The organism is Candidatus Poriferisocius sp. (assembly GCF_965219775.1).
Classification (GTDB): domain Bacteria; phylum Actinomycetota; class Acidimicrobiia; order Acidimicrobiales; family Bin134; genus Poriferisocius.
Genome location: NZ_OZ244793.1, coordinates 2,214,585 through 2,241,299 on the forward strand (window position 1 = coordinate 2,214,585; position 26,715 = coordinate 2,241,299).

Annotated in this window: 14 protein-coding genes; 4 read left to right on the top strand and 10 right to left on the bottom strand. The window is 69.8% G+C overall.

From position 1 onward, the window contains the following. Positions 1 to 108 precede the first annotated feature (108 nt). Together ACOQPQ_RS09840 and ACOQPQ_RS09845 are read left to right on the top strand one after the other, a co-directional pair. Positions 109 to 1,011, top strand: a complete 903-nt coding sequence (locus tag ACOQPQ_RS09840) for a 3-keto-5-aminohexanoate cleavage protein (RefSeq protein WP_420639266.1) — start codon at positions 109 to 111, stop codon at positions 1,009 to 1,011. Between the two features lie 103 nt (positions 1,012 to 1,114). Next, positions 1,115 to 2,248, top strand: coding sequence for an acyl-CoA dehydrogenase family protein (locus ACOQPQ_RS09845; protein WP_420639267.1), 1,134 nt, complete (start codon positions 1,115 to 1,117; stop codon positions 2,246 to 2,248). Positions 2,249 to 2,258: 10 nt separating this feature from the next. On the opposite strand, the gene ACOQPQ_RS09850 is transcribed toward ACOQPQ_RS09845, so the two are convergent. Beyond that, entirely contained in the window at positions 2,259 to 4,238 is a 1,980-nt protein-coding gene (locus tag ACOQPQ_RS09850) for a hypothetical protein (protein WP_420639268.1), read from the bottom strand. An 86-nt stretch (positions 4,239 to 4,324) separates the two neighbouring features. Then, a complete protein-coding gene (locus ACOQPQ_RS09855) occupies positions 4,325 to 5,023 on the bottom strand; it encodes an ABC transporter ATP-binding protein (RefSeq protein ID WP_420639269.1) in 699 nt (232 codons plus the stop codon). A 217-nt stretch (positions 5,024 to 5,240) separates the two neighbouring features. Between ACOQPQ_RS09855 and ACOQPQ_RS09860 the strand changes: the two genes are divergently transcribed. Further along, positions 5,241 to 6,323 carry a mechanosensitive ion channel family protein gene (locus ACOQPQ_RS09860; RefSeq protein ID WP_420639270.1) on the top strand — a complete coding sequence of 361 codons (1,083 nt, stop codon included), beginning with the start codon at positions 5,241 to 5,243 and terminating at the stop codon, positions 6,321 to 6,323. Here ACOQPQ_RS09860 and ACOQPQ_RS09865 read toward each other — a convergent pair. After that, on the bottom strand, positions 6,320 to 7,753 hold the full coding sequence (locus ACOQPQ_RS09865; RefSeq protein WP_420639271.1) for a cryptochrome/photolyase family protein: 1,434 nt from the start codon (positions 7,751 to 7,753) through the stop codon (positions 6,320 to 6,322). The genes ACOQPQ_RS09860 and ACOQPQ_RS09865 overlap by 4 nt on opposite strands. 67 nt (positions 7,754 to 7,820) lie before the next feature. Then, entirely contained in the window at positions 7,821 to 9,287 is a 1,467-nt protein-coding gene (locus ACOQPQ_RS09870; RefSeq protein ID WP_420639272.1) for an acetyl-CoA acetyltransferase, read from the bottom strand. A 44-nt stretch (positions 9,288 to 9,331) separates the two neighbouring features. Between ACOQPQ_RS09870 and ACOQPQ_RS09875 the strand changes: the two genes are divergently transcribed. Continuing rightward, entirely contained in the window at positions 9,332 to 9,781 is a 450-nt protein-coding gene (locus ACOQPQ_RS09875) for a nuclear transport factor 2 family protein (RefSeq protein WP_420639273.1), read from the top strand. Here ACOQPQ_RS09875 and ACOQPQ_RS09880 read toward each other — a convergent pair. The 6 genes from ACOQPQ_RS09880 to ACOQPQ_RS09905 all read right to left on the bottom strand — a co-directional run bounded on the left by ACOQPQ_RS09880 (position 9,778) and on the right by ACOQPQ_RS09905 (position 26,705). Continuing rightward, positions 9,778 to 10,857 (bottom strand): inositol-3-phosphate synthase, encoded by a 1,080-nt coding sequence (locus ACOQPQ_RS09880; RefSeq protein WP_420639274.1) that lies wholly within the window; start codon positions 10,855 to 10,857, stop codon positions 9,778 to 9,780. The genes ACOQPQ_RS09875 and ACOQPQ_RS09880 overlap by 4 nt on opposite strands. 43 nt (positions 10,858 to 10,900) lie before the next feature. Then, positions 10,901 to 11,515 (bottom strand): PadR family transcriptional regulator, encoded by a 615-nt coding sequence (locus ACOQPQ_RS09885; protein ID WP_420639275.1) that lies wholly within the window; start codon positions 11,513 to 11,515, stop codon positions 10,901 to 10,903. A gap of 77 nt (positions 11,516 to 11,592) precedes the next feature. Beyond that, positions 11,593 to 12,111: a nuclear transport factor 2 family protein gene (locus ACOQPQ_RS09890; protein ID WP_420639276.1), complete on the bottom strand. Its 519-nt coding sequence runs from the start codon at positions 12,109 to 12,111 to the stop codon at positions 11,593 to 11,595. 72 nt (positions 12,112 to 12,183) lie between these two features. After that, positions 12,184 to 12,591, bottom strand: a complete 408-nt coding sequence (gene vapC, locus ACOQPQ_RS09895; protein WP_420639277.1) for a type II toxin-antitoxin system VapC family toxin — start codon at positions 12,589 to 12,591, stop codon at positions 12,184 to 12,186. After that, positions 12,588 to 12,836 (bottom strand): type II toxin-antitoxin system VapB family antitoxin, encoded by a 249-nt coding sequence (locus ACOQPQ_RS09900; protein ID WP_420639278.1) that lies wholly within the window; start codon positions 12,834 to 12,836, stop codon positions 12,588 to 12,590. The genes vapC and ACOQPQ_RS09900 overlap by 4 nt, the downstream gene beginning before the upstream one ends. 90 nt (positions 12,837 to 12,926) lie before the next feature. Beyond that, positions 12,927 to 26,705 (bottom strand): fibronectin type III domain-containing protein, encoded by a 13,779-nt coding sequence (locus ACOQPQ_RS09905; RefSeq protein WP_420639279.1) that lies wholly within the window; start codon positions 26,703 to 26,705, stop codon positions 12,927 to 12,929. Between the last annotated feature and the right edge of the window lie 10 nt (positions 26,706 to 26,715).

Here is a 26,715-nt window from a genome sequence, read left to right on the forward strand (position 1 = left end):
ATTCCACTCAATTTTCCTTCTGGTGGTTGACCAAGCCTACGGGGCCGACGTCGACCTCCGGTCGGCCTTCGGTTCCCGCCTTATGCAGGCGACGGTACTCTGTTCGCCATGGACGCCACCCCGGTCATCATCGAAGTCGCCCTCAACGGCACCACCACCCCGGAGCGCAACCCCCACGTGCCCATCAGCCGCGACGAGCTGATCGCCGAGGGCCTGGCCTGCATCGAGGCCGGGGCGAGCATCGTCCACTGCCACATCGCGAACATGCGGGTACCGGCGGCCGAGGCGGCCGACGAGTACCGGGCCACCTTCGAGCCCTGGCTGGCCGCCGACCCCGACGTGCTGGCCCTGCCCACCCTGGGGTGGGGTGCCACCATGGTCGAGAAGCTGGGCCACGTGGCCCTGTTGGCCGAGGCCGGGGTGCTGCGCCTGGGGTTCATCGATCCCGGCTCGATGATCCTGGGCAAGGCCGGGGCCGACGGGCTGCCCGACCCCGACAGCTTCGTCTACGTGAACACCTTCGCCGACATGGAGGTGGCCATCGAGCAGTGCAACCGCCACGGCCTGGGCATGCACTTCGCCATCTTCGAGCCCGGCTTTCTCCGCAACGTGCTGTCGTACTGGCGTTACGACCGGCTCACCCCCGGATCGTTCGTGAAGTTCTACTTCGGCGGACCGGGCGGTTATTTCGCCATCGGCGACAGCGTGTCGTTCGGCCTGCCCCCCACCGAGAAGGCCCTGGACGCCTACCTGGAGATGCTGGAGCTGGCGGGCTGCGACCTCCCCTGGTTCTCGGCGGTGGTGGGGGGCGACCTGGTCCGCACCCCGATCGCCGGGTTGACCTTGGAGCGGGGCGGCCACCTCCGGGTGGGCCATGAGGACCACGCGGGCGACCGCACCCCGCCCAACCGGGAGCTGGTGGCCGAGGTGGCCGCATTGGCCGCCGACATGGGGCGCCCGGTGGCCACCCCCGCCCAGGCCGCCGAGATCCTGGGACTGCCCGCCCGCTGACCCTCCCGGCTCGACGGATCGGCTGGGGCGGCTGCCCACTCGGCCACTCGACCCTCCCGGCTCGGCTGCTCCCCTGGGGCGGCGCCCCCGTACCATGGTCGCCATGGCTGTTCATTTGGATCGTGCCCGGGAATTGCGCTCGCTGATCGACGAGAACGCGGCCAAATCCGACGGGCTGCCCATCCCCCAGGAGACGGTCCACGCCCTGGTGGACGCCGAGCTGCACAAGGTGATGGTGCCCGCCGCGGTGGGCGGGCTGGAAATGCCCGTCAACGACTGCATCGACATCTGGAGCGAAGTCTCCTGGGCCGACGGCTCGGTGGGCTGGTGCCTGATGGCCAGTTGCGCGGCCACCGCTTACTTCGCCGCCTGGTGCCCCGACGAGCACGTGGAGCAGATGTTCGCCGACGGCGTGCCCCTGTCGGCCGGCCAGTTCGCCCCCAACGGCACCGCCACCCCCGAAGGCGACGGCTTCCGGATCAGCGGCCACTACTCGTTCGGCAGCGGCATCAACCACGCCCAGTGGGCCGGCGCCGGGGTGATCACCGAGGAACCCGAGGGAACCGACCCCCGCTACCTGTTCGCCATCTACCCGGTGGACCAAGCCCAAATCACCGGCAACTGGGAGGTCATGGGCCTGCAGGCCACCGCCAGCTACGACTACACCCTCGACGAGGTGTACGTGCCCGCCACCGCCACCTTCGACATGTTCGACATCACCGTGTACCGGGGTGGCCCCCTCTACCGGCTCGGGGTGATGCCGCTCACCGCCGCGGGCCACGCCGGGTTCGCCATCGGGGTGGTGCAGCGGGGCCTCGACGAGTTGCGCTCGGTGGCCCGGTCCAAGCACCGCATGGGCGAGGCCGCGCCCCTGGCCGAGAGCGACCGCTTCGTCCACGAGATCGGCCAGCTCGAGTCCCGCTTCCGGGCGGCCCGCACCTGGCTGCACGAGGTGTTCGCCACCGCCGAGCGGAACGTGACCGAAACCGGCCAGGTCGACCCCGCCGATGTGATCCTCACCCGCCAGGCCACCGTGTTCGTCACCCAGGAGGGGGCCGACATCCTGCGCCGGGCCTACCTGCTGGCGGGCACCGACGCTCTGCGCTCCGGCGGCCTCCAACGGGCCTTCCGCGACATCCACGCCGGCACCCAGCACGTGTTCGCGGGCGCCGCCCCCACCGTCGAATTCGGCCGCGCCCTGCTCGACGCCGCCCCCGACAACCCCCTCCAACCTTGACCTTCAGGTGTCAGTCCAAGGTTCGCAAGGACTTTCGGGCGGACTCCTCGGTGACCAGGGCTGACCCGGCCACGCCCGCTACCAGCGCGGCAAGCAACGTTACGGCGGCAACCAAAAGTGACGGGGTGTAGTTGGGACTCACCGTGCCGTCAACGAGGGCGTAGGCCACCGCTCCCACGGTGCCGATTGCCACACCGGTCAAGCCCATGACGGCCACGGCGATGGCTGACTCTGCCCCGACCAGCTTGCGCACCAGCCCAGTGTCGGCTCCGATGCCGAACAACCGCAATCTCGTTCCGGCCGATCGCAACGACGTGGTGATCAGGGAGAGCACCAGCGCGGCAATTGCCCCGGCGGCAGTCAGCTTGAGGGCAGCGATGATCCAGCGGACCGACCGAGCCTCCTTCGCCAGCAGGTCGGCTGCGCTGGTCACCTGCAAATCGGCTCGCTCGCTGTTGACCACGAAAGAGCGGATCACTGACTCAGCCCGCTCCAGATCAGAGGACAAGAACAAGCGGTGATCGAATGATGCTCCCTCGGGAGCGACTGTTCCCCCACCGTGGTACTGAGCAAGCACCGATTGTGCCGATCCGGTAAGGGCCAGTTGCGTTGGACCGCACCGGTCCAACGGGGCCACCGCAGCGATCGATCGGCAATCGGCCACCACATGCCACCGAGGCTCCGAAAAGTCACCGGGGTCGGGAAGGGCGACGAACACTTCAGCGAACGCCCCACCCGCGTGGCGGGCCAGCTTGTCCATTTCCGCAGTCGCCAGCTCGCCTCGGATCGACAATGCCGAAATGGGACCGGTGTCGATGGGCTCGTCCTGGGTTCGGGCAACAGCAATGTACGATGCCGCCACGGGAACCAGGACCCCGGCCGCGGCCAAGGAGAGAAGGGGTCGGGCACTCCCCAAGGCCTCAAAGCTCATCCGCCGCCCAACGAGCAGTGCCAGCACCGATCGCCCACGGGCCACCAGCCGACCGAGCCAGAACACCAGCACGGGTAGGGCCACCACGACGCCCACCGCCCCGAGCAACAATCCGGTGAGCAACATCCGAACGGCCCCCGATCCCGAGCGAGTGGTGGCCAACACCATCAGTCCCAGCGAGGCAATCAGGGGTGCCAACCTCCAGTACGACGAAGGAAGCGGAATTCGTGCCCCCGGTCGGACACCGGCCACCTGCTGCCCCCACCTCCCGGCGCCCAGGGCGGCGGTCATCACCACCACCACGGCGGATGCTGTCACTAGGAGCCAGACCGGCACCGACAGGTCGCCGGCCAACACCGGTTGACCGACCAACGGCACTCGCCTGAGCCGGGATGCGGCCAGGTACCACCCGACGCCTCCTATCACCACACCCGGCAGCGCCATCACCACACCGGACACCCCACTGATTGCCCACAACTGCGCTCTTCCGGCACCGAGCACCCGCAGCAATTGCATGCGCCGGGCCAGTCCGACGCCCATCGGACCCAGCGCAGCGAGCAAGAGACCTCCACCGGTGAGCCCCACGACAACAAACGCACCGAACCCCACTGCGGTCACCGAGACACCGGCGTTGAGCCCGGACCATTCCGGACCCGGTGCGTCCACATAGCGGTGGGGCAGTGGGACACCCGGCCCCACGACTCGATGGGCAAACAGCTCCTCTACCGACCCCACCCCATCGTTGGCTACCACCCGGGCATTCCCATAGCGCTCGCCCAACACCGGGTCGCCCTGTAAGCGCCCTGCCAATGCGGGAGAGACATACCACTGGCCGCGGAAGGGCTCCCCGGGCAACCCAGCAATGGTGGCGCCGGGGGATTCAATCCGCCAGTAGTTCACGGTGATCTGCTCACCGTCAATCGAGTCGTAGATCACGCCACCCGAGAGATCGGCTGCCTCGCTGGCCGTTGCCGGACGAAAGGAACGCGCCGAGGCTCGATCGTCTACCCGCTGCACCATGAGGATCGATCCAATCGAGGCACCGAACACAAATGTCACGACGGCCACGGTGCTCGACACCACCAAGCTCCGGCTGCGGGAGATTCCGTCCCCATGCCCCATCCCTGCCATTGCGATCCGGACAATCATGCTTGACCCAGCAAGACGCCTGGCTCCAGTCTGCCGTTGTGCAATTCGTACACCTCATCCATCTGCTCGGCGACCAGGTGGTCGTGCGTGGAAGTCACCATTGTCGCACCGGTACGCGAGACCGCCTCGCGCAATAGTCGAATCACGGATTCCGAGTTCACCTCATCGAGGGAACCAGTTGGTTCATCACACAAGAGCACCTCCGGATCTGTGACCAATGCACGGGCGATCGCCACCCGTTGGATCTCACCACCAGAGAGCTGAGCCGGCCAAGCCTCTAGTTCATTCAGCCCCACTGCTTCGAGGGTTCGCCAAACGACATCCCGGCCGGGCCGCTCACCCCGGAGATACAGCGGTAGTAGCACATTTTCAGCCACAGTCAATTCCGGCAACAACTCCCCAAACTGGAATACCATGGCCACCTTGTTTCGACGAAACGCTGCTATCGCTCTGGGAGATGCAACCATGAGATCCACTGCAGCGACTGATAGTCGTCCTAACGTTGGCTTGAGCAAGCCTGCTATACAATGCAATAACGTTGTCTTACCGGAACCACTCGGACCCATAATCGCGACGCTCTGACCTCCAAAAACCAGGAAAGAGACTCCATCCAATACCGGCTTCTCTTGACCATCAAACGCAAAGACAAGTTTTTCGCATTCAATGGCCAGTTCTGTTGACATATTCTCTTGCAACCGTCCAAAATGCGACACTATTCCCAGTTCTCCTACCTCTTATGGAAATGAAGCTGAGAGACCTTCAGAAAATCATGATATTGCCGGAAAAGTTGCAGGATTATGGCGGGGACTGGGGGATGGGGGGTCAGCGTGGACGTCCTGGGCGGGAAGAGAGGGCGATTGCCTCCGGGGCTCGGACACGTGAAGTTGTCGGGGGGGTCGGTACGCTGGGCTGATGGCCGACGTGAATGACGCCTGTGGGGCTGATCCGGGGTTCTTCTGCGAGCTGGTCTTCGACAACACCGAGAACGAGCGGCTGGCCGAGATCGTCGGCTGGGTGGTGGAACGCCCGCTGCGCATCGCGCTCATCCTGCTGGGCGCCTGGCTGGTCAAGCGGATCGCCCACCGGCTGATCGACCGGTTCACCAAGCGGCTGGTGGCCCAGAGCCAAGAGGAGTCCGACAAGCAGGTGAAATCGGCCGGGCTCCTGGACTTCGGGGAGCGGGCCGCCCGCACGCTGGGGCGGCTGCGCGAGCGTCAGGAACGGGCCGACCAGCGCATCCAGACCATCGCGGATGTGCTGAAGAGCCTGGCCACCTTCCTGATCCTGGCGGTGGCCCTGCTGCTGGTGCTGGGAGAGCTGCGGATCAACCTGGCTCCGTTGATCGCCGGTGCGGGCATAGCCGGGTTGGCCGTGGGCTTCGGCGCCCAGTCGCTGGTGCGGGACTTCTTGGCCGGCGTGTTCATCCTGGTGGAGGATCAGTTCGGGGTGGGCGACGTGGTGGACGTGGGCGACGCCACCGGCACCATCGAGAAGGTCAGCCTGCGCACCACCACCCTTCGGGACGTGAGCGGCACGGTGTGGACGGTGCCCAACGGGGAGATCCACCGCACGGCCAACTTCTCGCAGATCTGGGCGCGGTCCATCTTGGACATCGGCATCGGCTACGGGTCGGACATCAACGAGGCCAGCGAGATCATGAAGCGGGTGGCCGACGAACTCTGGCAGGAGAACAACCCCGACGCCACCATCCTGGAGGAGCCGTCGGTGTGGGGGGTGCAGGAGTTGGGGGACAACGCGGTGGTCATCCGCCTGGTGGTCAAAACCGACCCCAGCGAGCAGTGGGCGGTGGGCCGCATCCTGCGGGGCCGCATCAAGTACGCGTTCGACGAGGCCGGGATCGAGATCCCCTTCCCGCAGCGCACCATGTGGCTCCGCAGCGACGACGACGACTCGTCGGCCCGCGACCCCGGCCGGGCTGCGGGTGGCGATCCGAAAGTCCAGGCCTACGACGCCGGCGAGGACGGCGGCGACTAGCCTCCCGGGCCGGTCGCTGCGACCCGCCCCTCGGCGTCGGGGTCGTTGAGGTGGTCGAGGGCCGAGCGGTAAGTGGCCAGGGTGGCCTCCCGAGCCTCGGCGTGATCCACCAGCGGGGCGGGGTAGGTGTCGCCCAGCACCACCCCGGCGGCGGCCAGCTCCAAGGGGCCGAGTTCCCAGGGCGCATGAACGGCCTTGGCCGCCAGCCCGGCCAGCTCGGGTACCCAACGACGAACGTAGTCACCGTCGGGATCGTGGCGGCGGCCCTGGGCCACCGGGTTGAAGATGCGGAAGTAGGGGGCGGCGTCGGGGCCGGTGCCCGCCACCCACTGCCAGTTGCCCGCGTTCTGAGGGATGTCGCCGTCCACCAGCAACCGGCGGAACCATCGCTCCCCCCGCCGCCAGTCGATCAAGAGGTCCTTCACCAGGAAGGAACCGGTGATCATCCGCACCCGATTGTGCATCCACCCGGTGGCCGCCAGTTGCCGCATCCCGGCGTCCACGATCGGGTAGCCGGTGCGGCCCTCCGCCCAGGCGGCGAAGTCGGCGTCGGCGTCGGCGCCGGTGCGCCACACGATGCGGTCGTAGTCGGACCGCAGGGCCGCTCGGTCGATGTCGGGGTGCTCCAGGGTGAGGTGGGCGTACCAATCCCGCCAGGCCAACTGGCGGACAAAGGCGGCCCGACCCGGTGTGTGCTCCCCCACCGTTCGGGCCACGTGCCGGGGCGACAACAGGCCGAACCGCAGATCGGCCGACAACGCCGAGGTGCCGGGGACATCCGGGCGGTCGCGGGTGGTGGGGTAGTCGTCCACTTGGGCCAGCCACCGGTCGAGTCGGTCGCCGGCCTGCTCCTCGTCCACGGCGGCCGGGGCCGGCGTTTCTCCCAGGAGGTCCAGGGCATCGGACAACGTGGCCCCACCGGCGGGATCGGCCACCAGGGCCGGGCCGGGCTCCGCCGGATCGGCCACGGGAATCTCTTGCCATCGCCGATGGAACGGAGTGAACACCCGGGAGAGGGTGCCCGAACGGGTGAGCACCTCGCCCGGCGGCTGCACCAACGTGCCCCAGTGCGACCGCAGCGGCACGGCCAGGGCCCCCTCCACTCCACGGTCACGGGCCACCGACCATCGGGTCACGTCGGCGTTGACCACTACCTGGTGGGCTCCGAATTCCCGGGCCACCGCGGGCACCGCCGCCGCCGGATCGCCGACTTCCACCCGCAGGCCACCCCCGGCGGCGACCAGCGACCGCTCCAGCCCGGCCAGACCGGCCAGAAAGGCCCGACGGCGAAATGCCCCCGCCGAGGCGAGCAGCGCGGGCTCGAGCACCACCAGGGCCACCACCTCGTCGGACGCCGTGGCCGCGGCCCACGCCGGATTGTCCTCCAGCCGCAGGTCGCGGCGAAACCACATGAGCGACCGGGTGGTCACGGGCGGCCGGACCGGGCTGGGTGGCGGGTCACGCTGTTTTCCGGCTCAAGCCGCAGGCGACGGGGGCTCAGACCGTGAACGACCGGTCGGCCCCCACGGTCACCGTGCGTCCACAGAACTCGGTGGCGGTGGCTTCGGCCATGATCTCCGTGTCGGTGGAGGTGGCCAGCGTGCGGGCCCCGTCGGCGAACTCCCCGATCACCACCGTCCGCTCCGGCCCCTCCCGACCCCACAGCACGGTGTAGGACACCACGGTGGCCTGCTCCCCGTCGCCGGTCCGATAGGGCCGGGGTACCAGTTCGACGGCCACGGCCTCGGTCACGTCCCGATTGGCGAAGGGCCGGGGCGGCGGCTCGGTCGACCACACGCTGAGCCCCTGTTTGGTGATCATCCCGCTGATGGCGGTCACCAACCCGGTGGCGCCGGGATCGTCCCGGAGCACGGCGGCCATCTTGGCCATGGACTGCACCACATAGTTGTTGAGCGGTCCCCCGGCCCAGGTCATGCCTCCGGTGACGGTCAGGTCCCGGCCGGGGTCGATGCCCAGCTCCAGGGCCTGGGTGCGAACGGCGATGGGAAAGCACGAGTAGAGGTCCAGGTGGTCGATGTCGGCCGTGGCGGTGCCCACGTGCTCGGCGATGGCCTGCCCACCGTGAGCGAAGCCGGGGCTGCGGTGCGGGGCCGGTCGCTCGGTCACCGGCACCATGTGATTGGATTCGGCCGCCGCCCAGGGGAACACCCAGCGGTCGGCGGGCACGCCCAGGGAACGGGCGGTACCGGCCGAGCACAACAGCAGGGCGGCCGCCTGGTCCACGTTCCACTGGGAGTTGTGCCACTTGGTGTAGGGCCAGGCCAGCATCCGGTTGCCGTCGGTGGGCGAGGCGATGGTGGCGGCGTCCAGGCCGTCGCGAATCCAGGCGTCGGGGTTGGCCGCCGCCGTCCGGGCGAATCGAGCCCACAGCCCGGCCACGGCGTCGCTGTGCTCGGCCAGCGTCATGGCGTCGGCGTAGCGGCGGGCGTTCTCGATCATGGCGTAGTGGTGGGTGGCCATCACCAGCCCCGTGTCGATCTCCGCCCGGCTGATGATCATGCCGTGGGGGGTCACGAAGTCGTCGGGCTCGGCCTCATCCTGGTCGGTCTCCGGGGCTTCCCCCCCGGTGATGGCGGCCCGCAGGCCGCGGTACTTGGCCTCACCCCCGACCACGGCCACCACATCGGCCCGGCCCTCGGCGATGTCGGCGGCGGCCCGTCCCATGACGGCGGTCTGCAGGATGCCCACGTCGGCCAGCCCGGACCGAGCCCGCTCGGCGCCGACGGAGTGAGCCACCAACCGGGCCGGGTCGGAGTAACCCCAGGTGCCCTTGGGCACCCATATCTGGTCCACACGGGACAGCAGCCCGCCGGCGCCGGCGTCATCGGCCGCCGCCCGCAGCGCCGTGGCCATGAGCTCGGTGGCCTCCACCGCCTCGGCCGGATCGTCGCATCGTTGGGTGGCCGTTCCCGCCCCCACCAGCACCGGTGTTCGTTCATCCACGCCCTCACCCTATTGCCCGGTGGGGCATCGGATACGGTGAGCGGATGGAGCTGTGGGAACTCATCGCCCGGGAGTCCATCCGAGACCTGGTGGCCCGCTACAACGCCAACGGGGACTCCGGCCGGTTCGACCAGGTGATGGAGCTGTTCGCGCCCGACGCGGTGATGCGCACCCCCAACCAGGAGGACAAGCACGGCATCGACCAGATCCGCACCATCTTCACGGGGGCACAGGACACCCTGGCGGAAGTGGGCGGGGGCACCCCCAAGTACATCCGCCATCACACCGCCTCCCACCAGATCGACGTGATCTCGCCGGACGAGGCCCGGGGACGCTGCTACTACTTCGTCCTCATGGAACACGGCCTCGACCACTGGGGCCGATACATCGACCGCTACGGGGTGGTGGACGACCAATGGCGGTTCATCGAGCGATCCGTGACCCTCGACGGCCACATCCCCGGAAGCTGGGGCGCCCCCAACCCCCCGCCCTAGCCGACGTCCCCTCGGGCGTAGGCCTCGACCATGTCGCGGGCGTCCTGGTCGCGGTGTTGGACCGGGGGGCTCTTCATGAAATAGGCCGACGGGCCGATGAGCGGGCCGCCGATGCCGTGGTCCAAGCCGAGCTTGGCGCAGCGCAGGGCGTCGATGATGACGCCCGCGGAGTTGGGGGAGTCCACCACTTCGAGTTTGAGGTCGATGTTGAGGGGCACGTCGCCGAAGCCCCGGCCCTCGAGGCGGATGTGGGCCCACTTGCGGTCGTGCAGCCAGGGCACGTGATCGCTGGGGCCGATGTGGACGTCGTCGGCGGCGATGCCGTTGTCGAGCTGGCTGGTCACCGATTGGGTCTTGGAGATCTTCTTGGACTCCAGCCGTGACCGCTCCAGCATGTTCATGAAGTCCATGTTGCCGCCGAAGTTGAGCTGGTAGGTGCGGTCGAGTTCCACGCCGCGGTCCTCGTAGAGCCGGGCCAGCGTGCGGTGGACGATGGTGGCCCCCACCTGGCTCTTGATGTCGTCGCCCACCACCGGCACGCCGGCCTCGGCGAACCGCTGGGCCCACGCCGGGTCGGAGGCGATGAACACCGGGATGGCGTTCACGAAGGCCACCCCGGCCTCCAGGCAGCACTCGGCGTAGTACCGCTGGGCCTGTTCGGACCCCACCGGGAGGTAGGAGATGAGCACGTCGGCCTTGGCTTCCCGCAGGGCGGCGGCCACGTCCACCGGCTCGGCCGGGGATTCCTCGCAGTGGGCTCGGTAGAACTCGCCGAAGCCGTCCAGGGTCGGGGCCCGCTGCACCCGCACGCCCAGGTCGGGCACCTCGCAGAACTGCACGGTGTTGTTGGGGCCGGCGTTGATTGCCTTGCCCAGGTCGAGGCCGACCTTGTCGTTGTCCACGTCGAAGGCCGCCACCGGAACGATGTCGTTGATGTGATAGCCGCCGAGCACCACGTGCATGAGGCCGGGAACGTGGTCGTCGGGCTCGGCGTCGGCGTAGTAGTGCAGTCCCTGCACCAGCGAACTGGCGCAGTTGCCGACACCGGCAATGGCGATGCGGATGGGTTTGCTCATGGTTGACATCCTCCTGGGGTGAGGTCGTTGTACGGTCGATCGGTCATGGATGGGTGGGCCCGGCGCCGGGGTCGCCTTGTTGGTTGCGGCGTTCGTCGGCGATCAGTTGGTCGAGCCAGGCCAGGTCGTGCTCCAGGCGTTCCCGGTCTCGCTGGAAGAGCGAGCGGACGTAGGGATCGGTGGATTGCTCGGGGTCGCGGCGGCCCTTGGCCTGCACGCTCATCAGGTGGGCTCGGCGCAGCTCCAACAGCTCCAGGCGCCGGTCGGGGGTGAGGAATCGGCAGAAAGCCAACTGCAGCCGGAAGCGACGCTCGTTGCCGGCGTCTTCCTGGAGCAGCTCCAGGAAGTGGGACTCGCCCTCCTGCGTGATGCGATACACCTTCCGGGTACGGCCCGCCTTGGTCCGGCCACTGCGCCGGCGATTGCGCCGGGTCCGGGCGGCCACGGCGTCGTCGTCGGTCTCGACGGCGGGGGCCTCGACGGCGGGGGCTTCGGCGGTGGAGCGCACCCAGCCGCTCCGCTCCAACCGGGCCAAGGCCGGGTAGAGCGCTCCGAACGAGGTGGCGTAGCCGCCGACCAGCGCCTTCAGGCGCTTGTTCAGCTCGTAGCCGTGAAGATCGCCCTCTTTGAGCAGCCCGAGGACGGCGAGATCCAACATCGGGTGGTCATTATATCGATTCGCTATATCGATGCAACGAGTCGGGGCGTTATGTCGATAATGACTCGTCCCTGCGGTCAGGCGAAGAGGGCCACCGAGGGATCGTCGGGGCCGCGGATCGACCGGGGATCGTGGGGCTCGGGGAGGGTGTTGGGCTGGGTCAGGCTGTGGTCGGTGACGTAGGTCCGCTGGTCGATGGCCCACCGCCCGGACCGGTTCGACCAGCGGTCCAGATAGCGGCCTCGGCTGAAGATGTCGTGGGCGGCGCCGGTCTCGTCGGCCAGGGTGCGCAGGGCCACGGTCACGTACGACTCGCTCGTCGCCCGGTCGCCGTCAACCTGGATCAAGATGTTGGTCACCTGGTGGGAGTGGGTGCTCATGGCGGCGTGGGCCGTCCACACCCAGTCCACGAATCCGTGGCCGGTTCCCTGGTAGATGTCCTCGCCGTAATCGGCGGTGCCGTCCGGGTGCCAGACGGCGTAGGCCGCCGGCTTGTCCATGCGGTCGAGGGCCCGGCAGTAGCCGTAGATCACCTCGGTGATGGCCTGCTTGGCCACCACCTCGGCCAGTGCGTCGCTTGGATTGGGAGTGCTCATGCCCGCCATTGTGCCTCCCCTACCCCCCAGGGTTCACCTATTCCCCACCAAGGCCACCGCCACCCCCACCGGCTATGGCGCCGCGGAAGCGAGCCGCAGGGGGAACACGTCGGCGATTCGTCGCATGTCCTGGTCGGTGGTCAGCACCTCCGCACCAACGCGCAGGGCGATGGTGGCGATCATGCAGTCGATCATCCCTCTGGGGGTCACGCCACGACGGCGACAACCCCGATAGACCTGGGCCGCACCCTCAAAGTCGGCAATCGGATCGACCGGAATCCAGGCCAGCGAAGTCAACAGGGAGCGAAGCTGCTCGTAGTCACCAGAGTTCTTGGCGCCGGCCAGCACCTCCATGAGCACAGGTTCGGTCACGACAAGGCCGTGACCCCCCTCAGCGATGAGCGCGGCCAGTTGGAGGTGGGCAGGAGAGCAATTGCCCCGGTCGTAGTCCACCCAGGCCGAGGTGTCGGCCAGGATCACGCCATGGACTCTTGTGCCGTGGTGACCAAGCCGCGGGGACCTTGGTCGGGTGGAACCTCCCCGATGCGGCCTGCCCCTTGCGCAGCCAGCATCTCTTCGATGGTCATGGGCTGACCGGCCAGATGGCGGAGAGCCAGATCGACGGCCTCGGTCTTGGTGTGGACGCCGTAGCGACGCATCACCGTGGACAGGAGGTTGTTGTCAATCTCAATATTGGTCCGTGTCTTGGCATGGCGTTGATCCATCCCGCCAGGATACACGTACTTGGTGTATTGCCTGTCAACTTTGTGTATCGGTTGTTGGGGCGGATCCGCCGGCGGCGGGCCCCTGGGGGGCTACAGGGTGACCATTGTCAACCCGGTGTTCTTGGTCCACCGGTTGCAAACCCGCTGGCTGTCATAGATGTAGTCGAGGAAGACCCAAAACTCAACGTTGTACGAAGCTCCGGTGGGCAGGCCGCTGATGGTCCACGAGGTGGCCGTTGCGGGATCCAACCCAGGCGTGTTGGCGCCGAAGATCTCCCGCAGTACCACGCCGTTGGGGGGATGCTCGTACACCCTGATGAGCACATTCTCGACCGCACAGGGCGCAACGCCGGTGGGATGAGACCACTGCACGCGTATCTCTCCCGGTGTCCCGGTCGTCGTGATCACGGGCGTCACAACCACCGATTCGTACACGTTGACCAGAACCTCCACCACGAACCACGTCGAGGCCGAGGCACCGGACGGATCGGTGGCCGTCACCTCCACGGTGGTGAATCCCCGTGACACGCCCTTCAGGACGAGCGTGGCCTCGGTGGCGTCCACCGAGACGGTGACGATGGCCGGGTCCGCCGAGGTGGCCGCATAAGTGAGCACATCGCCGTCGGGATCAACGAATACCCCACCGCTCTTCGACTCCAGCGCCACGTTCCTCAACGGAGCCGTAGCGGGGAACGAGTCCGCCATCAGGTACTGGCGGCCGATCGTCCCGGACACCCGGGGGGCGCCGTTGGCCACGATCACCGGGAACACGTCGTAGGCGAGGCCGCCCTTGCCGTCGGAAGCCACCACGATCACGTCGGCCACGCCAATGCTGACGCCGACCAGGTTCACCTGGGTGCCGCTCAGGCTCGCCCGAACCACCGCCGGGTTGCCCGAGACCACGGTGTAGGTCAACGCATCGCCGTCGGCGTCGCTGAACACCGGACGGCCGGAGGCCTCCAGGTTGATCCTGTTGGTCTCGTTGCTGCGGAGGTTCTGATTCCAGATGGCGTTGGCCACCGTCGGCGCCTGGTTGGGCACGCCCACCGCGCTCACCGTCACCGTGAACACGTCGGACACCGAACCGCCCCGACCGTCCGACGCCGTGACCGTCACCGAGGCCGTGCCCGCGGCCACCCCGGTCACCGTCACCGTCGACGACGAGGCCGCCAACGACACCGAGGCCACCGCCGAGTCCGACGACGACACCGCGTACGTCAGCGAATCCCCGTCGGCGTCGGCGAACACCGCGGCACCGGCGGCCTCCAACGCCACCGACACCGACGACCCCGCGTCAACCGACTGGTCGACAATGGCCGACGCCACCGTCGGCGCCCGGTTGGCGCCGTACACGCTGACGTCGAACGTCACCAGCGCGGCGTCGCCGTCGGCGTCGATCGCCACCAGCGAGAACGGCGTGCGGTCCAGCGTCACCGTGGGCGTGCCCCCAATGGTCAGGCCCACCGGATCGAAGCGCAGACCGTCGGGCAGCACCGGGGTGAGCCCGTACCAGTAGGGCTCGTTGCCGCCGGTGGCCGAGGGCAGCGACACCTTGGGCAACGCGGTGTTCACCGCCACCTGGATGTCGGCCACAGTGCCGTCGAACCGGGGGGCGTTGTCGTCGTTGACCTCGATGGTGAACGTCAGGGAGCTCTCGTCCACCGCACCGGTGGCGGAGTCCGAGTCGGACACCGTGAAGGTATAGGTCGCCGATGCCACCGTGGTGCTGGGCGTGCCCGACAGCTCGCGGGTGGCCTCGTCGTACGACAGACCTGACGGCAGCGCCGGGCTGATCCGGTAGCCGAGGTCGCCGTTGCCGCCGGTGGCCGCAGGCAGCGTCACCGGCCTCATGGCCACGCCCCGGATCAGGGCCAGCGCCTCGATCCGGGCGTCGGGGCCGAAGCCGGGCACCGAGGCGGCCTCGATGGTCACCCCGAAGCTCAGCGTGTCGGCGTCGTCGGCGCCGGTGGACGGATCCTCGTCGGCCACCGTCAACGTCCAGGTGCCCGAGGCCGCCGCGGTCGGCGTCCCGGCCAGCGTCCGGGTGGCCGGGTCGAATCGCAGGCCGGCGGGAGCCTCCGGGGTCAACTCGTAGGTCAGCACCCCGTTGCCGCCGGTGGCGCCGGACAACGCCAACGACACCGGCTCGCCCACCAGCCACAACTGGGCCTCGGGCGCGCCCTGTGAGAACACCGGGGCGGTGTCGGCCACCGGCGTACCGGTGATCGCGCCCGCAGGCCCGGCCCCCGAAGCGTTCACGGCCCGGATCTCCACGTCGTGGCTCACGCCCAGCGTCAACGAGCCCACCGTCGCCTCGGAGGTGGCCGCCGAACTCGACGCCACCGCGGTCCACGGTCCGAAGGCGCCCCCGGCGGGCCGCACCCGGTACTCGTAGCCGGTCACGGTGTCGTCACCCAGCGCCGTCCACGACACCACCAGCGCGGGGCCGTAGCCCAGGGCCGCCAGCCCGGTGGGGGCCGCCGGTCGGGGCACCCCCACCTCGCCGGCGAACCTCAGCGTGGCCCAGTCGGGATCCTCGGTGTCGGCGTCCACCACACTCCACACGAACTCCGCGGAGGCGGTGCGGGCGGTGGGCGTGCCCGAGATGGTGCGGGTGGCCAGATCCAGGCTCAGACCGTCGGGCAGGGTGCCCAACAGCGAGTAGGTCAGCCCACCGTTGCCCCCGCTCGCCGCGGGCAGCACCAACGACACCGGATCGGCGGCCACCCACCGCTGGGCCGCCACGCCGGCGGCAAAGGCCGGGGAGGTGTCGGCGGCGTCCACCGTGATGGAGACGGCCACCGAATCGGTGTCGGTGTCGGCGGTGTTGGTGTCGCCGTCCGACACAACGTAGGTCAACGCCACCGTCGGGGCAGCGGCCGTCGGGGTGCCCGACAGGGTGCGGGTCTGCGGGTCGAAGGACAGTCCGGCGGGCAGGGCCCCCACCACGGCGTGGGTCACCGAGAAGTTGCCGCCGGTGCCCTCGGGGAGCACGACGGGCGTGATGGCCGTGCCCTGGTGGTACACCAGCGCACGCGCTCCGGTCTCACCGGCGGCGAAGGCGGGCGCCGCGTCGAAGGGGGTGCCGGTGGCCGACCCGGCCGTCCCGGAGCCCACGCCGTTCACGGCCCGGACCTCCACGTCGTAGCTCTCGCCGTTGGTCAGTCCGCCCAGCACCCACGAGGTGGTGGTGGCATCGGCGGGCGACAACGCCGTCCAGGCGCCCCAGGCGGCGTCGCCGGTCTTGCGGCGGCGCAGCTCGAAGCCGGTGGGGTCGGTGTTGGTGACCTGCGGCCACGACAACTCCAGTTGGGCGTACTCGGCCACGGCGCTAAGCACCAGGGCGTCGGGCGCCTCGGCCTGAGGCGTGGCCGTCACCTCCGGCGAGGCCGGACCGGTCCCCACCGCGTTGACCGCCCGAATCTGGAACCCGTGGGTCGTGTCGTTGAGGAGCGCCAGCACGGTGTGGGTCACGGTGTTCACGTCGGACCCTTCGATGGCGGTCCAGTCGACCCACGGGGCGGTGCCCAGACGTCGGCGGATCTCCCACCGGGTGATCTCGCTGACGCCCGACGGCGCGGTCCACGCCAGGTGAACCCGAGCGTCGGCCCCGGTGGCGGTCAATCCGATCGGGGCCCCCGGCGCAGCCGCGGTGGGGGTGGCGGTGGCCGCCGTCGAGGCCGGACCCTCGCCGATGCTGTTCACCGCTCGAATCTGGAAGCGGTGCTCCACCCCGTTGACCAAACCGGTCACCGTGAACGACAGGTCGGCCTCGGTGACCCCGCTCAGCGCGGTCCACTGCCCGTAGCCCGCGGTGCCGGCGGCGTAGCGAAGCTGATAGCCGGTCACCTCGGGATCGTCGGCGTCGGGCGCGGCCCAGCTCACCACCACCTGGGTGTCACCGGCCGCGGTGGTCACCCCGGTGACCGCCGCGGGGGCCACGGCATCGGCGGCCTGCGGCGTGGCCGAGACCACCCCCGACGCCGCGCCGGCCCCCAGACCGTTCACGGCCCGGAGCTGGAACCGGTACGTGGTGCCGTTGACCAGGCCGACCACGGTGTGGGAGGTGGCCGGGGCGTTGGCCACCGCCGTCTGCCACGGGCCGAAGGCGCCCACGCCGGTGGCCTGGCGGTACTCCCACGGGCCGATGCTGGCGTCAACGGGATCGGTCCACGTCAGGGTGACCGACCCGTCGCCCGCCTCGGCGGCCAACCCGGTGGGAGTGGCCGGGAGGTACTGGGCCAAACCGGCGGTCACCGACGACGGGGTACCCAGGCCCAGCGGGTTCTCCCCCCGCACCTGGAACTCGTTGATGGTCGATCCCCCGAGTTGCGACGCCGGGATGATCACGCTGCCGCTGGTGGCACCGGCCACGGTCACCCACTCGGTCCAAGCGCCGGGGGCGAGGGCCGGATCGGCCGACACCGGCCGACGCCGCCACTGTCTGCTGTTCACCCCGTAGACCAACAACTGCTCCAGGGGATCGTCCCACGAGAGGGTGATCGAGTCGTCGGTGGCGGTGGCCCGCAGACCGGGCACCCCTTCGGGCACGCCGTGGGTCACGATGCGCACGGTGATGGTGCCGGTGTCGCCGTCGGCGTCGGAGGCCGTGAGGGTGTGGATGGTCGTCGCGACCTCAGTGGGCACCCCGTCGATGTTCCGGGTGGCGGGAAAGAACTCGAGTCCCCGACCGATGGCGGGCGTGAGCGAATAGGTGATCGGCGCCCGGCCCCCCTTGGCCTCCCGCAGGGTGGTCACCGTGCCCGCACCCAGGGGGAAGCCCACGAGGATCTCGTCCCCGTCGAACGCGGGAGCGGCGTTCACCGGAGTGGCCGTCGCCTCGTTGGAGGGCGATACGAAGACCCACACCGGCAAGCCATCGACAACTTCTGCGCCCCCGGCAAAGCGAACCTGGAACGTGTGGGCGGTGTCATTCACCAGCCCGTCCACGGTGGTGCTGTCGGTACGGAAATCCGAGTCGGGCAAAGTCGCCCACGCTCCGTAGCCGCTGCCGTCGTCCACCCGGTACTGCCAAATCCCCACGGGCCCGACGGACAGGGTCCAGTTGAGCGTGACGGTCCCATCACCGGCTACGGCCGTCAGCGTCACCGGCGGGGTCACCGACACCCAGGGGGACGCCTCGGCGGCCACCGTGCCCGCCACCCCCCGGATGCGGATCTGGTTCTCGAAGCCCGCGGCAAAGTGGGTGCGCACCGCGCTGGATGCGGACCCCGGAGCCAGGTCCCTCCACACGGTCTCCTGATACGAATAGCCGAAGGGCTCGGGAACGACGAACCCTCCCGTCGGCCGGAGGCTCCGGTGCTGGTACTGCCAGGTGGTCACCCCCGTCGCGTCGGTGGGGTCCCAGGCGATGGTGGCGTGACTGTTGCGGTCCGATCCCTCGATCAAGGTGATGGTCGGCCCGCTGAGTTGGGGCGCGGCCCTGAGGCCCTCCGAAGCGGGGCCCGCGCCGTTGGCCCCCACCGCCCGGACCTTCACCCGGTACACCACGCCCGGCCCGTACGTCAGGCCGGACACTGTGGTCGAGGTGGCCGAGGCCGACCCGGCCGAGGACCACGGGCCGTAGGCGGCCCCGCCGTTGCCGTCGTCGAGGCCCCAGGCCCACTGCCAGTCGGTGGCCGACTCGCTGCCCGCGGGCAGGGTCCAGCTCACCGTGACGCTCCCCGGTGCGGACACCGCCGTGACCGAGGGGGCCTCGGGGACGGCGCTGGGCGCAACCGCCACCGTGGCCGACGCCCCCGGCGTGGTGCCATCGGTGCTGCGCACCTCGGCGGCGTAGGAGGTGCCGTTGACCAACCCGTCGACGGAGTGCCGGTTGGTCGATTGGTTGGCGCCCGCGATGTCGGTCCACGCCCCGGGCGTGGCCCCCGCCGGGGTCACCCGGTACTGCCAGCCGGTGATCCGGGGGTCGGCGGAGCGATCCCAGCTCAGCACGGCCAGGCCGTTGCCCGCCTCGGCCGTCAACCCGGTTGGCGCGGCCAGCCCGCCCTGGGGCTGGGCGAACACCCAACCGGAGGGGCTGCCGTCACCGCCGGGGCTGCGGGAGATCAGGCGGAACTCGTAACCGGTGCCATTGGTCAAACCGGCGATGGTGGCCGTCACCCGACCGGCGGCCGTGGTGGGGCTGATGGCCACCGGTGTCCCCGCGGCGGCCCCCACCGTGCGGTACTCGGCCAGCCAGGTGACCGCGGGATCGTCGGCGGCGTCCCAGGTCAAGGTCACCTGACCGTCGCCGGCGGCCGCCACCACGTTGGTGGCCGCCGGCTTGGACCCGTACCGCAGCACAAAGGTGAGCGATGACGACTGGCCGAGCGGGTCGGTGGCCGTGTAGGTGAGGGTCAACGCCGCGAACGACGCGGTGGGCACGCCGCTCAGGGTGCGGGTGGCGGCATCGAAGCTGACGCCGCCGGGCAGGGCGGGCGACACCGCGTAGGTCACGGTGCCGTTGCCCCCGGTGGCCTCGGGCAGCACCACCGCGTTGTCGTCGGTGGCCGCCGGGTAGAACCACTGGTCGGCCACCGTCTGGGCGCCGAACGACGGCAGGCTCCGCAGCCGGGTGGTGAGGTGGAAGGTCACGTAGTCGCGGTCGGTGTTGCCGGTACGGGCGTACAGGCGGTAGCTGGTGCGGTCGGTGGCGACGGTCGGGCTGCCGGTGATCTTGGGCGCGTTGGTGTCGCCCGGATTCACGGTGGCGCCCGACAGGGTCAAGCCCGCGGGCAGCGCGGGATGCACCCGATAGGTGAGGGCGTCGGTGCCGTTGGCCGCCGCGGGCAGGGTGATGTCGGCGGTCTGGTCGTCGAACACCTCGGCGTCGGGACCGGTGGCGCTGCCGAAGTTCCAGTTGTCCAGGGTGATGGTGAGCCTGAGCCGATTGCGGTCGTAGTCCCCGTCCTCGTCGGTGGCGTACACCCAATGGGTCGTTCGGGGCTGCGGCCAACGAGCCGGGCCCCGCAATTGGGGATTGCCGTTGTTGATCAGGGGATGGCTCCACAGGTACATACCCTCGGGCAGGGCCGGATCCACGTGGTACCGCAAATCCCCGTTACCGCCATGGGCAACGCTCAACCAGAGTCTGACCTCTTGTCCCACTGCGTAGGTGAAACTGGTGGGTGGGCTCACCCCGAAATCGGGCGCGGTGTCCTCGGTCACCTCCAGGGTGAAGGTGAGCGACACGGTGTCGGGCACCTGCCGCACGGCGTGGTCGGTGGCCGAGTAGGTGTAGGTGGTCTCGGCCACCCACGCGGTGGGGGTACCCGAGATGGTCCGGGCGGTGGCGTCGAAGGTCATGCCCGCGGGCAGGGCCGGGGTCAGCGTGTAGGTCAACGGCGCGTCGCCCCCGGTGGCCTCGGGCAGGGTCACGGTGGTGAACGGGTTGTTCTCGTGGTGGGTGATGTCGGCGATGGTGGCCGTGCCGAACGACGGCGCCGGGTTGGCCAGCACCTCGATCTTCACCACCAGATCGTCGGCCGAGCTGTCGGCGGGGGGAGGTGGTTCCACCGCCTCGGCGGCCGCCGAGACCGCCCCCGGTGGGATGACCGGGCGGTTCTTGTAGGATTCCTGGAAGGCCCGAATGGTCACCTCGGCGGCCGCCGTCACCGTGGTGGGCGAACCCACCAGCTTGAGCGGCCGGTTGGCCTGGGTGGCGGTGTCGTAGCCGCCCGCGACGGCCAGGCCCGCCGGCAGCGTGCCCGACACCAACGCGTAGGTGACGGCCCCGTCGCCGCCGGTCGGCTGGGGCAGCGTGACGTCCACGGTGTCGCCCACCTTGAACGTCTGGTCGGGGGCCCGCTCCACGCCGAACCGGAAGCCGGACGCCTGCACGGTGAGCAGCCACTCCAGCGTGGCGGTGTCGCCGTCGGCGTCGGTCACGGTGACGACCATCGCCGTGCGGGGTTGGGCAGAGGTGGGGGTGCCGGACAGGGTCAGCGTGACCGGATCGAAGCTCAACCCCATGGGCACGCCGGTCGCGGTGTAGGTGAGCGCGCCGTTGCCGCCGGTGGCCGGGGCGATGGTGACCGGGTTGATCCGCCAGTCCTGCAGGAAGGTGCGCCGGGCGGGCGGGGAGGTGAACGCCGGCGAGGTGTCTGCGGCCACCCCGATCACAAACGAGATCTCGGCCGAGTCGGGGTCGGTCGGGTCGGCGTCGGTGGCGGTGTAGGTGAACGTCGCCGGGGCGGCCACCGCGGTGGGGGTGCCCGAGATGGTGCGGGCCGCCGCGTCGAAGGCCAGCCCCGCGGGCAGCGCGGGCGACACCGCATAGGTCGGCGGGCCGTCACCCCCCGACGCCGCGGGCAGGGTCACCGTGGTCATGGCCACCCCGTCGGTCAGCTCCAGGTCGGCGATGCCGGTTCCGGGTGCGAACGCCGGGGCGGTGTCGCCGGCGGCCACCACCTTGACGGTGAAGTCCAGCGACGCCGAGTCGGGGCCGGTCACATCGGCGTCGGTGGCGGTGTAGGTGTAGGTGGCCACCGCGGCCGCCGCCGTCGGGGTGCCCGAGATGGTGCGGGCCGCGGCGTCGAAGGTCAGCCCCGCGGGCAGCGCGGGCGACATCGCGTACGTAACGGTGCCGTTGCCCCCGTCAGCCGCGGGCAGGGTGACCGGGGTCGCCGACTGCCCGGCGGCGAACACCAGGGCGTCGATCCTGGTGTCGCCGAAGTCGGGCGCCGTGTCCTCCAGCACCTCCAGGGCGAAGGTCAGCGTGCCGTGGTCGTCGGTGGCGTTGTCGGCGTCCACCGCGGTCAGGGTGTAGGTGGCCTGGGGCGTGGCCTCACTGGCGACCCCGACGATCTCCGCGGTGTCGGGATCCAGCCGCAGGCCCGCGGGCAGGGCGGGCGCGATGGTGTAGGTGACGGCCCCGTCGCCCCCGGTGGCCCGGGGCAACGCCACCGGGTCGGTGTCCTGCAGGGCGAACAGCACCACGTCGTCGGCGGTGGGGCCGGGGAACGAGGTGGGTGTGTCGCGAAACGCGGTCACCACGATCCGCAACGACTCGGCCGCGTTCAGCGAGTTGCTGCTGGTGGCGGTGTACACCACCGTGGTGGTGCCCGGAGCGGCGGCGCGGCCCGACAGGGTCCGGGTGACCGCGTCGAAGGTGAGGCCCGCGGGCAGCGGGGCCAAGCCGTAGGTGAAGGTGCCCTGCCCGGCCACCACCGGCGGCAGCGTCACCGAGCCGTCCACGTGTTGTTCGAGGTACACGTCGGCCACCTCGGGCAACTCGGGCACCGCCGAGGAGCGGATGGGAACCACCGTGACCTCGGCGGGCGATCCGGGCGAACCGCCGGACACCCCCCGCACCCACACCCGGTAGCTGGTGCCGTTGACGAGGCCGGTGAAGGTGTGGGACCGCGCCGCGGCCGCCAGCGGCAGCCACGCCCCCGGCTCCGCCCCGGAGGCGGCAATGCGCACGTCCCAGGCGTCGAACGCCGACCCGGAGGGCGCGCCCCACTGCAGCACCGCCTGCTGATCGCCCGCGGTGGCGGTGACGTTGGCCGGCTGATCGACCGGCGGGGCGGGGGTCACGGTCACCTCGGTGGAGGAGCGACCCAGGAAATCGGTGTGGCGGGGCCGCACCCGGAAGGAGTACGCCGTGCCGTTGGTCAACCCGGTGATCACGTGGGCGCGGCTGGTGGCCACCGACCCGGCGATGTCGGTCCACGCCGCGGGCTCTTCGCCCCCCTTTATCCGGTACTGCCAGCCACTGATGGTGGCGTCCTCCTGACGGGGCCACGAGAGTTCCACCTGGCCGTCCCCGGCGGTGGCCTGCAGGGCCAAGGGCGCCGGGACGTTCACGACCGCGGACTCGACCCACGGGGACAAGTACTGCAATTCATCCGGATAGGAGTAATACGCGGATCGCATCCGGATTCGCACGGTCGACGGGCCGGCCCCGCTGGTGACGGCCAACGCCGTCGGCAGGACGACGCTGCCGATTTCTCTGTCCCGTGGTGATCCGAAAGTCCCATCCGGCTTCAGAATGTCCCCTGGACCTACGCCCTGATAGGAGCGGCCATCAATGGAAATGTGGATGAGGTAAATTCCGAACTCCCACCGGTTGCTGGGCGGGGTCGGTTGGGGCTGGCCGGGGGGGGCGGGGACGGGCTCCTTGGGGTGTCGCAGCACCGGATCCCAGCTCACGTGAACCTCTTGGCCCACGATCTCGGCCGTCACGCCGGTGAGGGGTGCGAGCTGATCCAACGGGGTGGCCGCCCAGGGCCCGCTCTGGGGACCGACCCCGGCGCGATTGCGAGCCCGTATCCACACCTGTTGCTCGGTGCCCGCGGTCACCGCGGTGATGAACGCGGTGAGCTTGCCGGTCACCGGGTCGACGACGGGGTCGACGGTCACCCACGACGAAACGGTTTGCAGGTCGCTGATGGCCACCTCGTAGGAGGTGGCGCCTTCGGTGGCGTCCCACTCCAGGTAGACGGCGTTGTAGGAGGGCAGGGCCTTGATGCCGGTGACCATGGCGGGGGCGGGAACCCCGGCGATGCTGGTCCACTCGGTGGCCTCGCCGTTGGTCGGCCCGTTGAGGCCCCGGAGCTGAATCTCGGTGCCGTCGGGCACGGCCGACTCGGCCAGGGCGAACGACGTGGTGGTGGCGTCGGAGCCGGGGACGGCTTGCCACGTGGGGGTCTCGCTCTGGTTCTGCCGCAGGCGGTACTGATAGCCGGTGAGGGTGGTGTTGGTGGGGGCCGTCCATCCCACGGTCACCGACGTCTCGGCCCAGGTGAAGGTCAGGTCGGTGGGGGCCGTCGGTGTTCCCAGATGAATGAACACGGCTTCGGATGCAATGCCCTCGCCGCCCGACGTGAAGAAATCCGGCAGGGAGTTCATGCCCCGGACCTGCACCCCGTACAGCGTGCCGGGGGTGAGCCCGGTCAGGGTGTGGCTGGTGGTGTCGGCGGTGCTGCCGGGAATGGTGGTCCACTCCCCCCAGTCGGCGCCGTTGATCTGCACCCGGTACTGCCAGTAGGTGGCCACGTTGACTCCTCGAAAGAGGGCCGGGGTCCAGCTCATGGCGATGGTGGTGCCGCTCTCGGTGGCGGTGAACGGTGATGGCTGTTGCGGGGCCCACAGATCGGTGAACGCCACCGGGTCCGACCACGGACTCTGGATGTTCGCCCGCACGTACGACCGGACGGAGAACTCGTAGGTCGTGCCGAAGTCCAAGTCCTCATTCGACGGCAGGAACCGCAGAAGGAACCGGGTGTATCGGTCGGACGTGGAGGTCCTGCTGTCCGCCGGTCTCGGGTTCGACCACGCCTTGCCCTGCTCCCGCACCCGGTACTGCCAGGACTGGATGCCCTCGTTGTCCGGCGCCGTCCATGAGGCGAGAAGGTTCGACCCGAAGAATCCGGTGACCCGGGTCACCACCGGCTTTTCCGGAGGGCCGGTGACGAAGGCCCGTCGGGCATTGGAGCTCGACAGCGGGCCGGTGGCGTCCACCGACCGCACCTGGAAGGTGTGGCCCGTCTTGGTGGTGAGATTGCCGGCCACCGCCGAGATGTCGGAGGCGTCGCTGTCGGGCACGTCCTGCCAGGCGGTGTAGTGCCCGCCGTCGGGCGCGGAGCGGTACTGGTAACCGGTGACGCCGGGTTTTTGCGCCTGATTCCACAGGAGCAGGACCGAAGTACCGCTCAACAACGTGACCGACGTGAGGTTCACCGGGGCGTTCACACTCCGGGGCATGGCGGTGGCGGCGGTGCTCTCCGGGCCCACGCCCGCGTCGCTGATCCACGCCCGCACCTGGATCTGGTACTCCGTCTCGTTGGTGAGGCCGGTGATCTGGCCGGTGCGGGAGGTGTCGGCGCCCAGGAGGGCCCAGCCGCTCCAGGTGGCGGTGCCCGTTTGGCGGTGGCGTTGCTGCCACCGAACCACCCCGGCGGTGTCGGGGTAGTCCCAGTGCAGGGTGATCGACCCCGGGGTCGTGTCCACGCTGGTGCGCACGTCGGTGGGGGCCACCGGAGCGGCCACGGGGGTGGTCGTGGCCGACGCCGATGCCAGGCCGTTGCCGGTCCGATTCACGGCCCGCACCTCGAACGTATGGACGGTGTCGGGGGTGAGCCCGCCCACCACGGCCGTGGTGGTGGTGCCGTCGCTGCCCGTCACCTCGGTCCATTGGCCGTAGGCCCCTTCGCCCGACTGGTAGCGGTACTGGTAACTCGACACGATGGAGGTGGCGGGCGCCGTCCAGGTGAGCGTCACCTTGCCTCCGCTGTGGGGGGCGGCCACCAGGTCGGTGGGCGCGGTGGGGACGCCGGCCGGTGCCGAGGTGACCACCGTCGACCAATCGCTGTTGAAGTGCCGGTTCACCCGGTAGCGCACCCGGAGGTCGTAGGTGTTGGCGTCGGACACGTGGGTGGAGTCGAGCACGTAGGCCGTGGTGGTCGGACCGCTGGAGGGCACGTTCACCGTCGACCAGGTGGTCTGTCCCGATTCTCGCAGACCCACCTCCCAGCGTTCGATCGTGGTGTAGGCGGGCGCGTCCCACCCCAGGGCCACCTGGCCCGCGCTGGCGACGGCGGTCAGACCTGTGGGCGTGGGGGGCGGGCCCAACACTGTGACGGTGGCCAGAGAAGTCGAGAACGAAGGTCCGCGGCTGTCCACCGCCCGCAGGCGGAAGGCGTAGCTCTGGTCGGCGGTGAGGCCGGTCACGTCATGGAACTTGGTGGTGGTGCTGTCGCCCGGAATGTCGATCCAGTCGCCCAGCGTCGACCGGTCCGCGCCCACCCGGTACTGGTGGGTGACCACCGAGAAGGGCTCGTTCCAGCTCAGCCGCACCGTGTTGGGGGCCACGGGAGTGGTGGAGAGACCCCTGGGCCCGAGAGGGACTAGCGCGTGGGTGATGGTGAACACGGCCGTGGGGTCGCTGGCCCCCGAGGTGTTGACCGCCCGGAACTGATAGTCGATGACGACATCGTTCAGGTATCCGGGCAGCGACAGGACGTGCTCACCCGCGGCAGCGTTGGAGAACGTGAACCACTCTTCCCAGGGGCCGTCCACCTTGCGGCGCCGGACCTGAAACTCGGTGGTGGCCGCCAGCGGATCCCAGTAGATCTTGGCCGATCCGAACGACGGCTCCAGGGCAATGCCGGTGGGGGTGGCGGGCACACCTAGCGGGGTCACCGAAACGGAGCGGGCGGCACCGGTGCCGAACGGGTTCACCGCCCGCAGCCGAATGGTGGTGGGGGTGTTGTTGGTCAGGCCGCTGACCCGTACCGAGCGGGTGTCGCCGTTGGAGGTGAACGCAACCCAGGCACTGCTCGTTTCCCCCTCGGCCTGGTACTGGTACTGCCACCCGGTGATGGCGTTGCCCGACGGCCCGGTCCAGGACACGTCGGCGGCCCCGTCACGGGCGATGGCGGTCACGCCGGTGGGGGCCGGCGGCGTCTGGCCCGGCATGGTTGCGGCCGGCGTGCTGGGTTGGCTGGACACACCGCTGCGCACGTAGCGAACCCGGAAAGTGTACGACGTGAAGTTGCTCAGACCGGTCACCGTGTGGCTGGTGGTGGTGGCCGAGCTGTTGGGCACGTCGGCCCACGGGGTGTAGCTCTGGGTGCTGCGGTACTGGACCTGCCAGGTGCTTATGTCGCTGTCGGACGGGTCGGTCCAGTTCAGGGTGACTCGCCCGTCGCCGGGGGTGGCCGTCAGGCCGGTGGGGGCCGCCGGGGTGGACCCCTGCGCGGTGGCCGGGGCCACCATGAGCACGGTGGCCGCCATGGTGAAGGCCGTGGCCACCGCCAGCAGGCGAAAGCCGCCGCCCCGCCGCCGTTCTGGTTGAGCATGGGAACCCCGAAGAGCCCGGCTGGGGGCTTCTCCGACGCCACGTGGTCCCTGGGTTGTCGTCATGAGGGGGATA

Coding starts and splice junctions, on each gene's coding strand:
- ACOQPQ_RS09905 (WP_420639279.1), bottom strand. CDS start 26,705: ATGACGACAACCCAGGGACCACGTGGCGTCGGAGAAGCCCCCAGCCGG.
- ACOQPQ_RS09900 (WP_420639278.1), bottom strand. CDS start 12,836: ATGGATCAACGCCATGCCAAGACACGGACCAATATTGAGATTGACAAC.
- ACOQPQ_RS09860 (WP_420639270.1), top strand. CDS start 5,241: ATGGCCGACGTGAATGACGCCTGTGGGGCTGATCCGGGGTTCTTCTGC.
- ACOQPQ_RS09840 (WP_420639266.1), top strand. CDS start 109: ATGGACGCCACCCCGGTCATCATCGAAGTCGCCCTCAACGGCACCACC.
- ACOQPQ_RS09845 (WP_420639267.1), top strand. CDS start 1,115: ATGGCTGTTCATTTGGATCGTGCCCGGGAATTGCGCTCGCTGATCGAC.
- ACOQPQ_RS09890 (WP_420639276.1), bottom strand. CDS start 12,111: ATGAGCACTCCCAATCCAAGCGACGCACTGGCCGAGGTGGTGGCCAAG.
- ACOQPQ_RS09885 (WP_420639275.1), bottom strand. CDS start 11,515: ATGTTGGATCTCGCCGTCCTCGGGCTGCTCAAAGAGGGCGATCTTCAC.
- ACOQPQ_RS09875 (WP_420639273.1), top strand. CDS start 9,332: ATGGAGCTGTGGGAACTCATCGCCCGGGAGTCCATCCGAGACCTGGTG.
- ACOQPQ_RS09880 (WP_420639274.1), bottom strand. CDS start 10,857: ATGAGCAAACCCATCCGCATCGCCATTGCCGGTGTCGGCAACTGCGCC.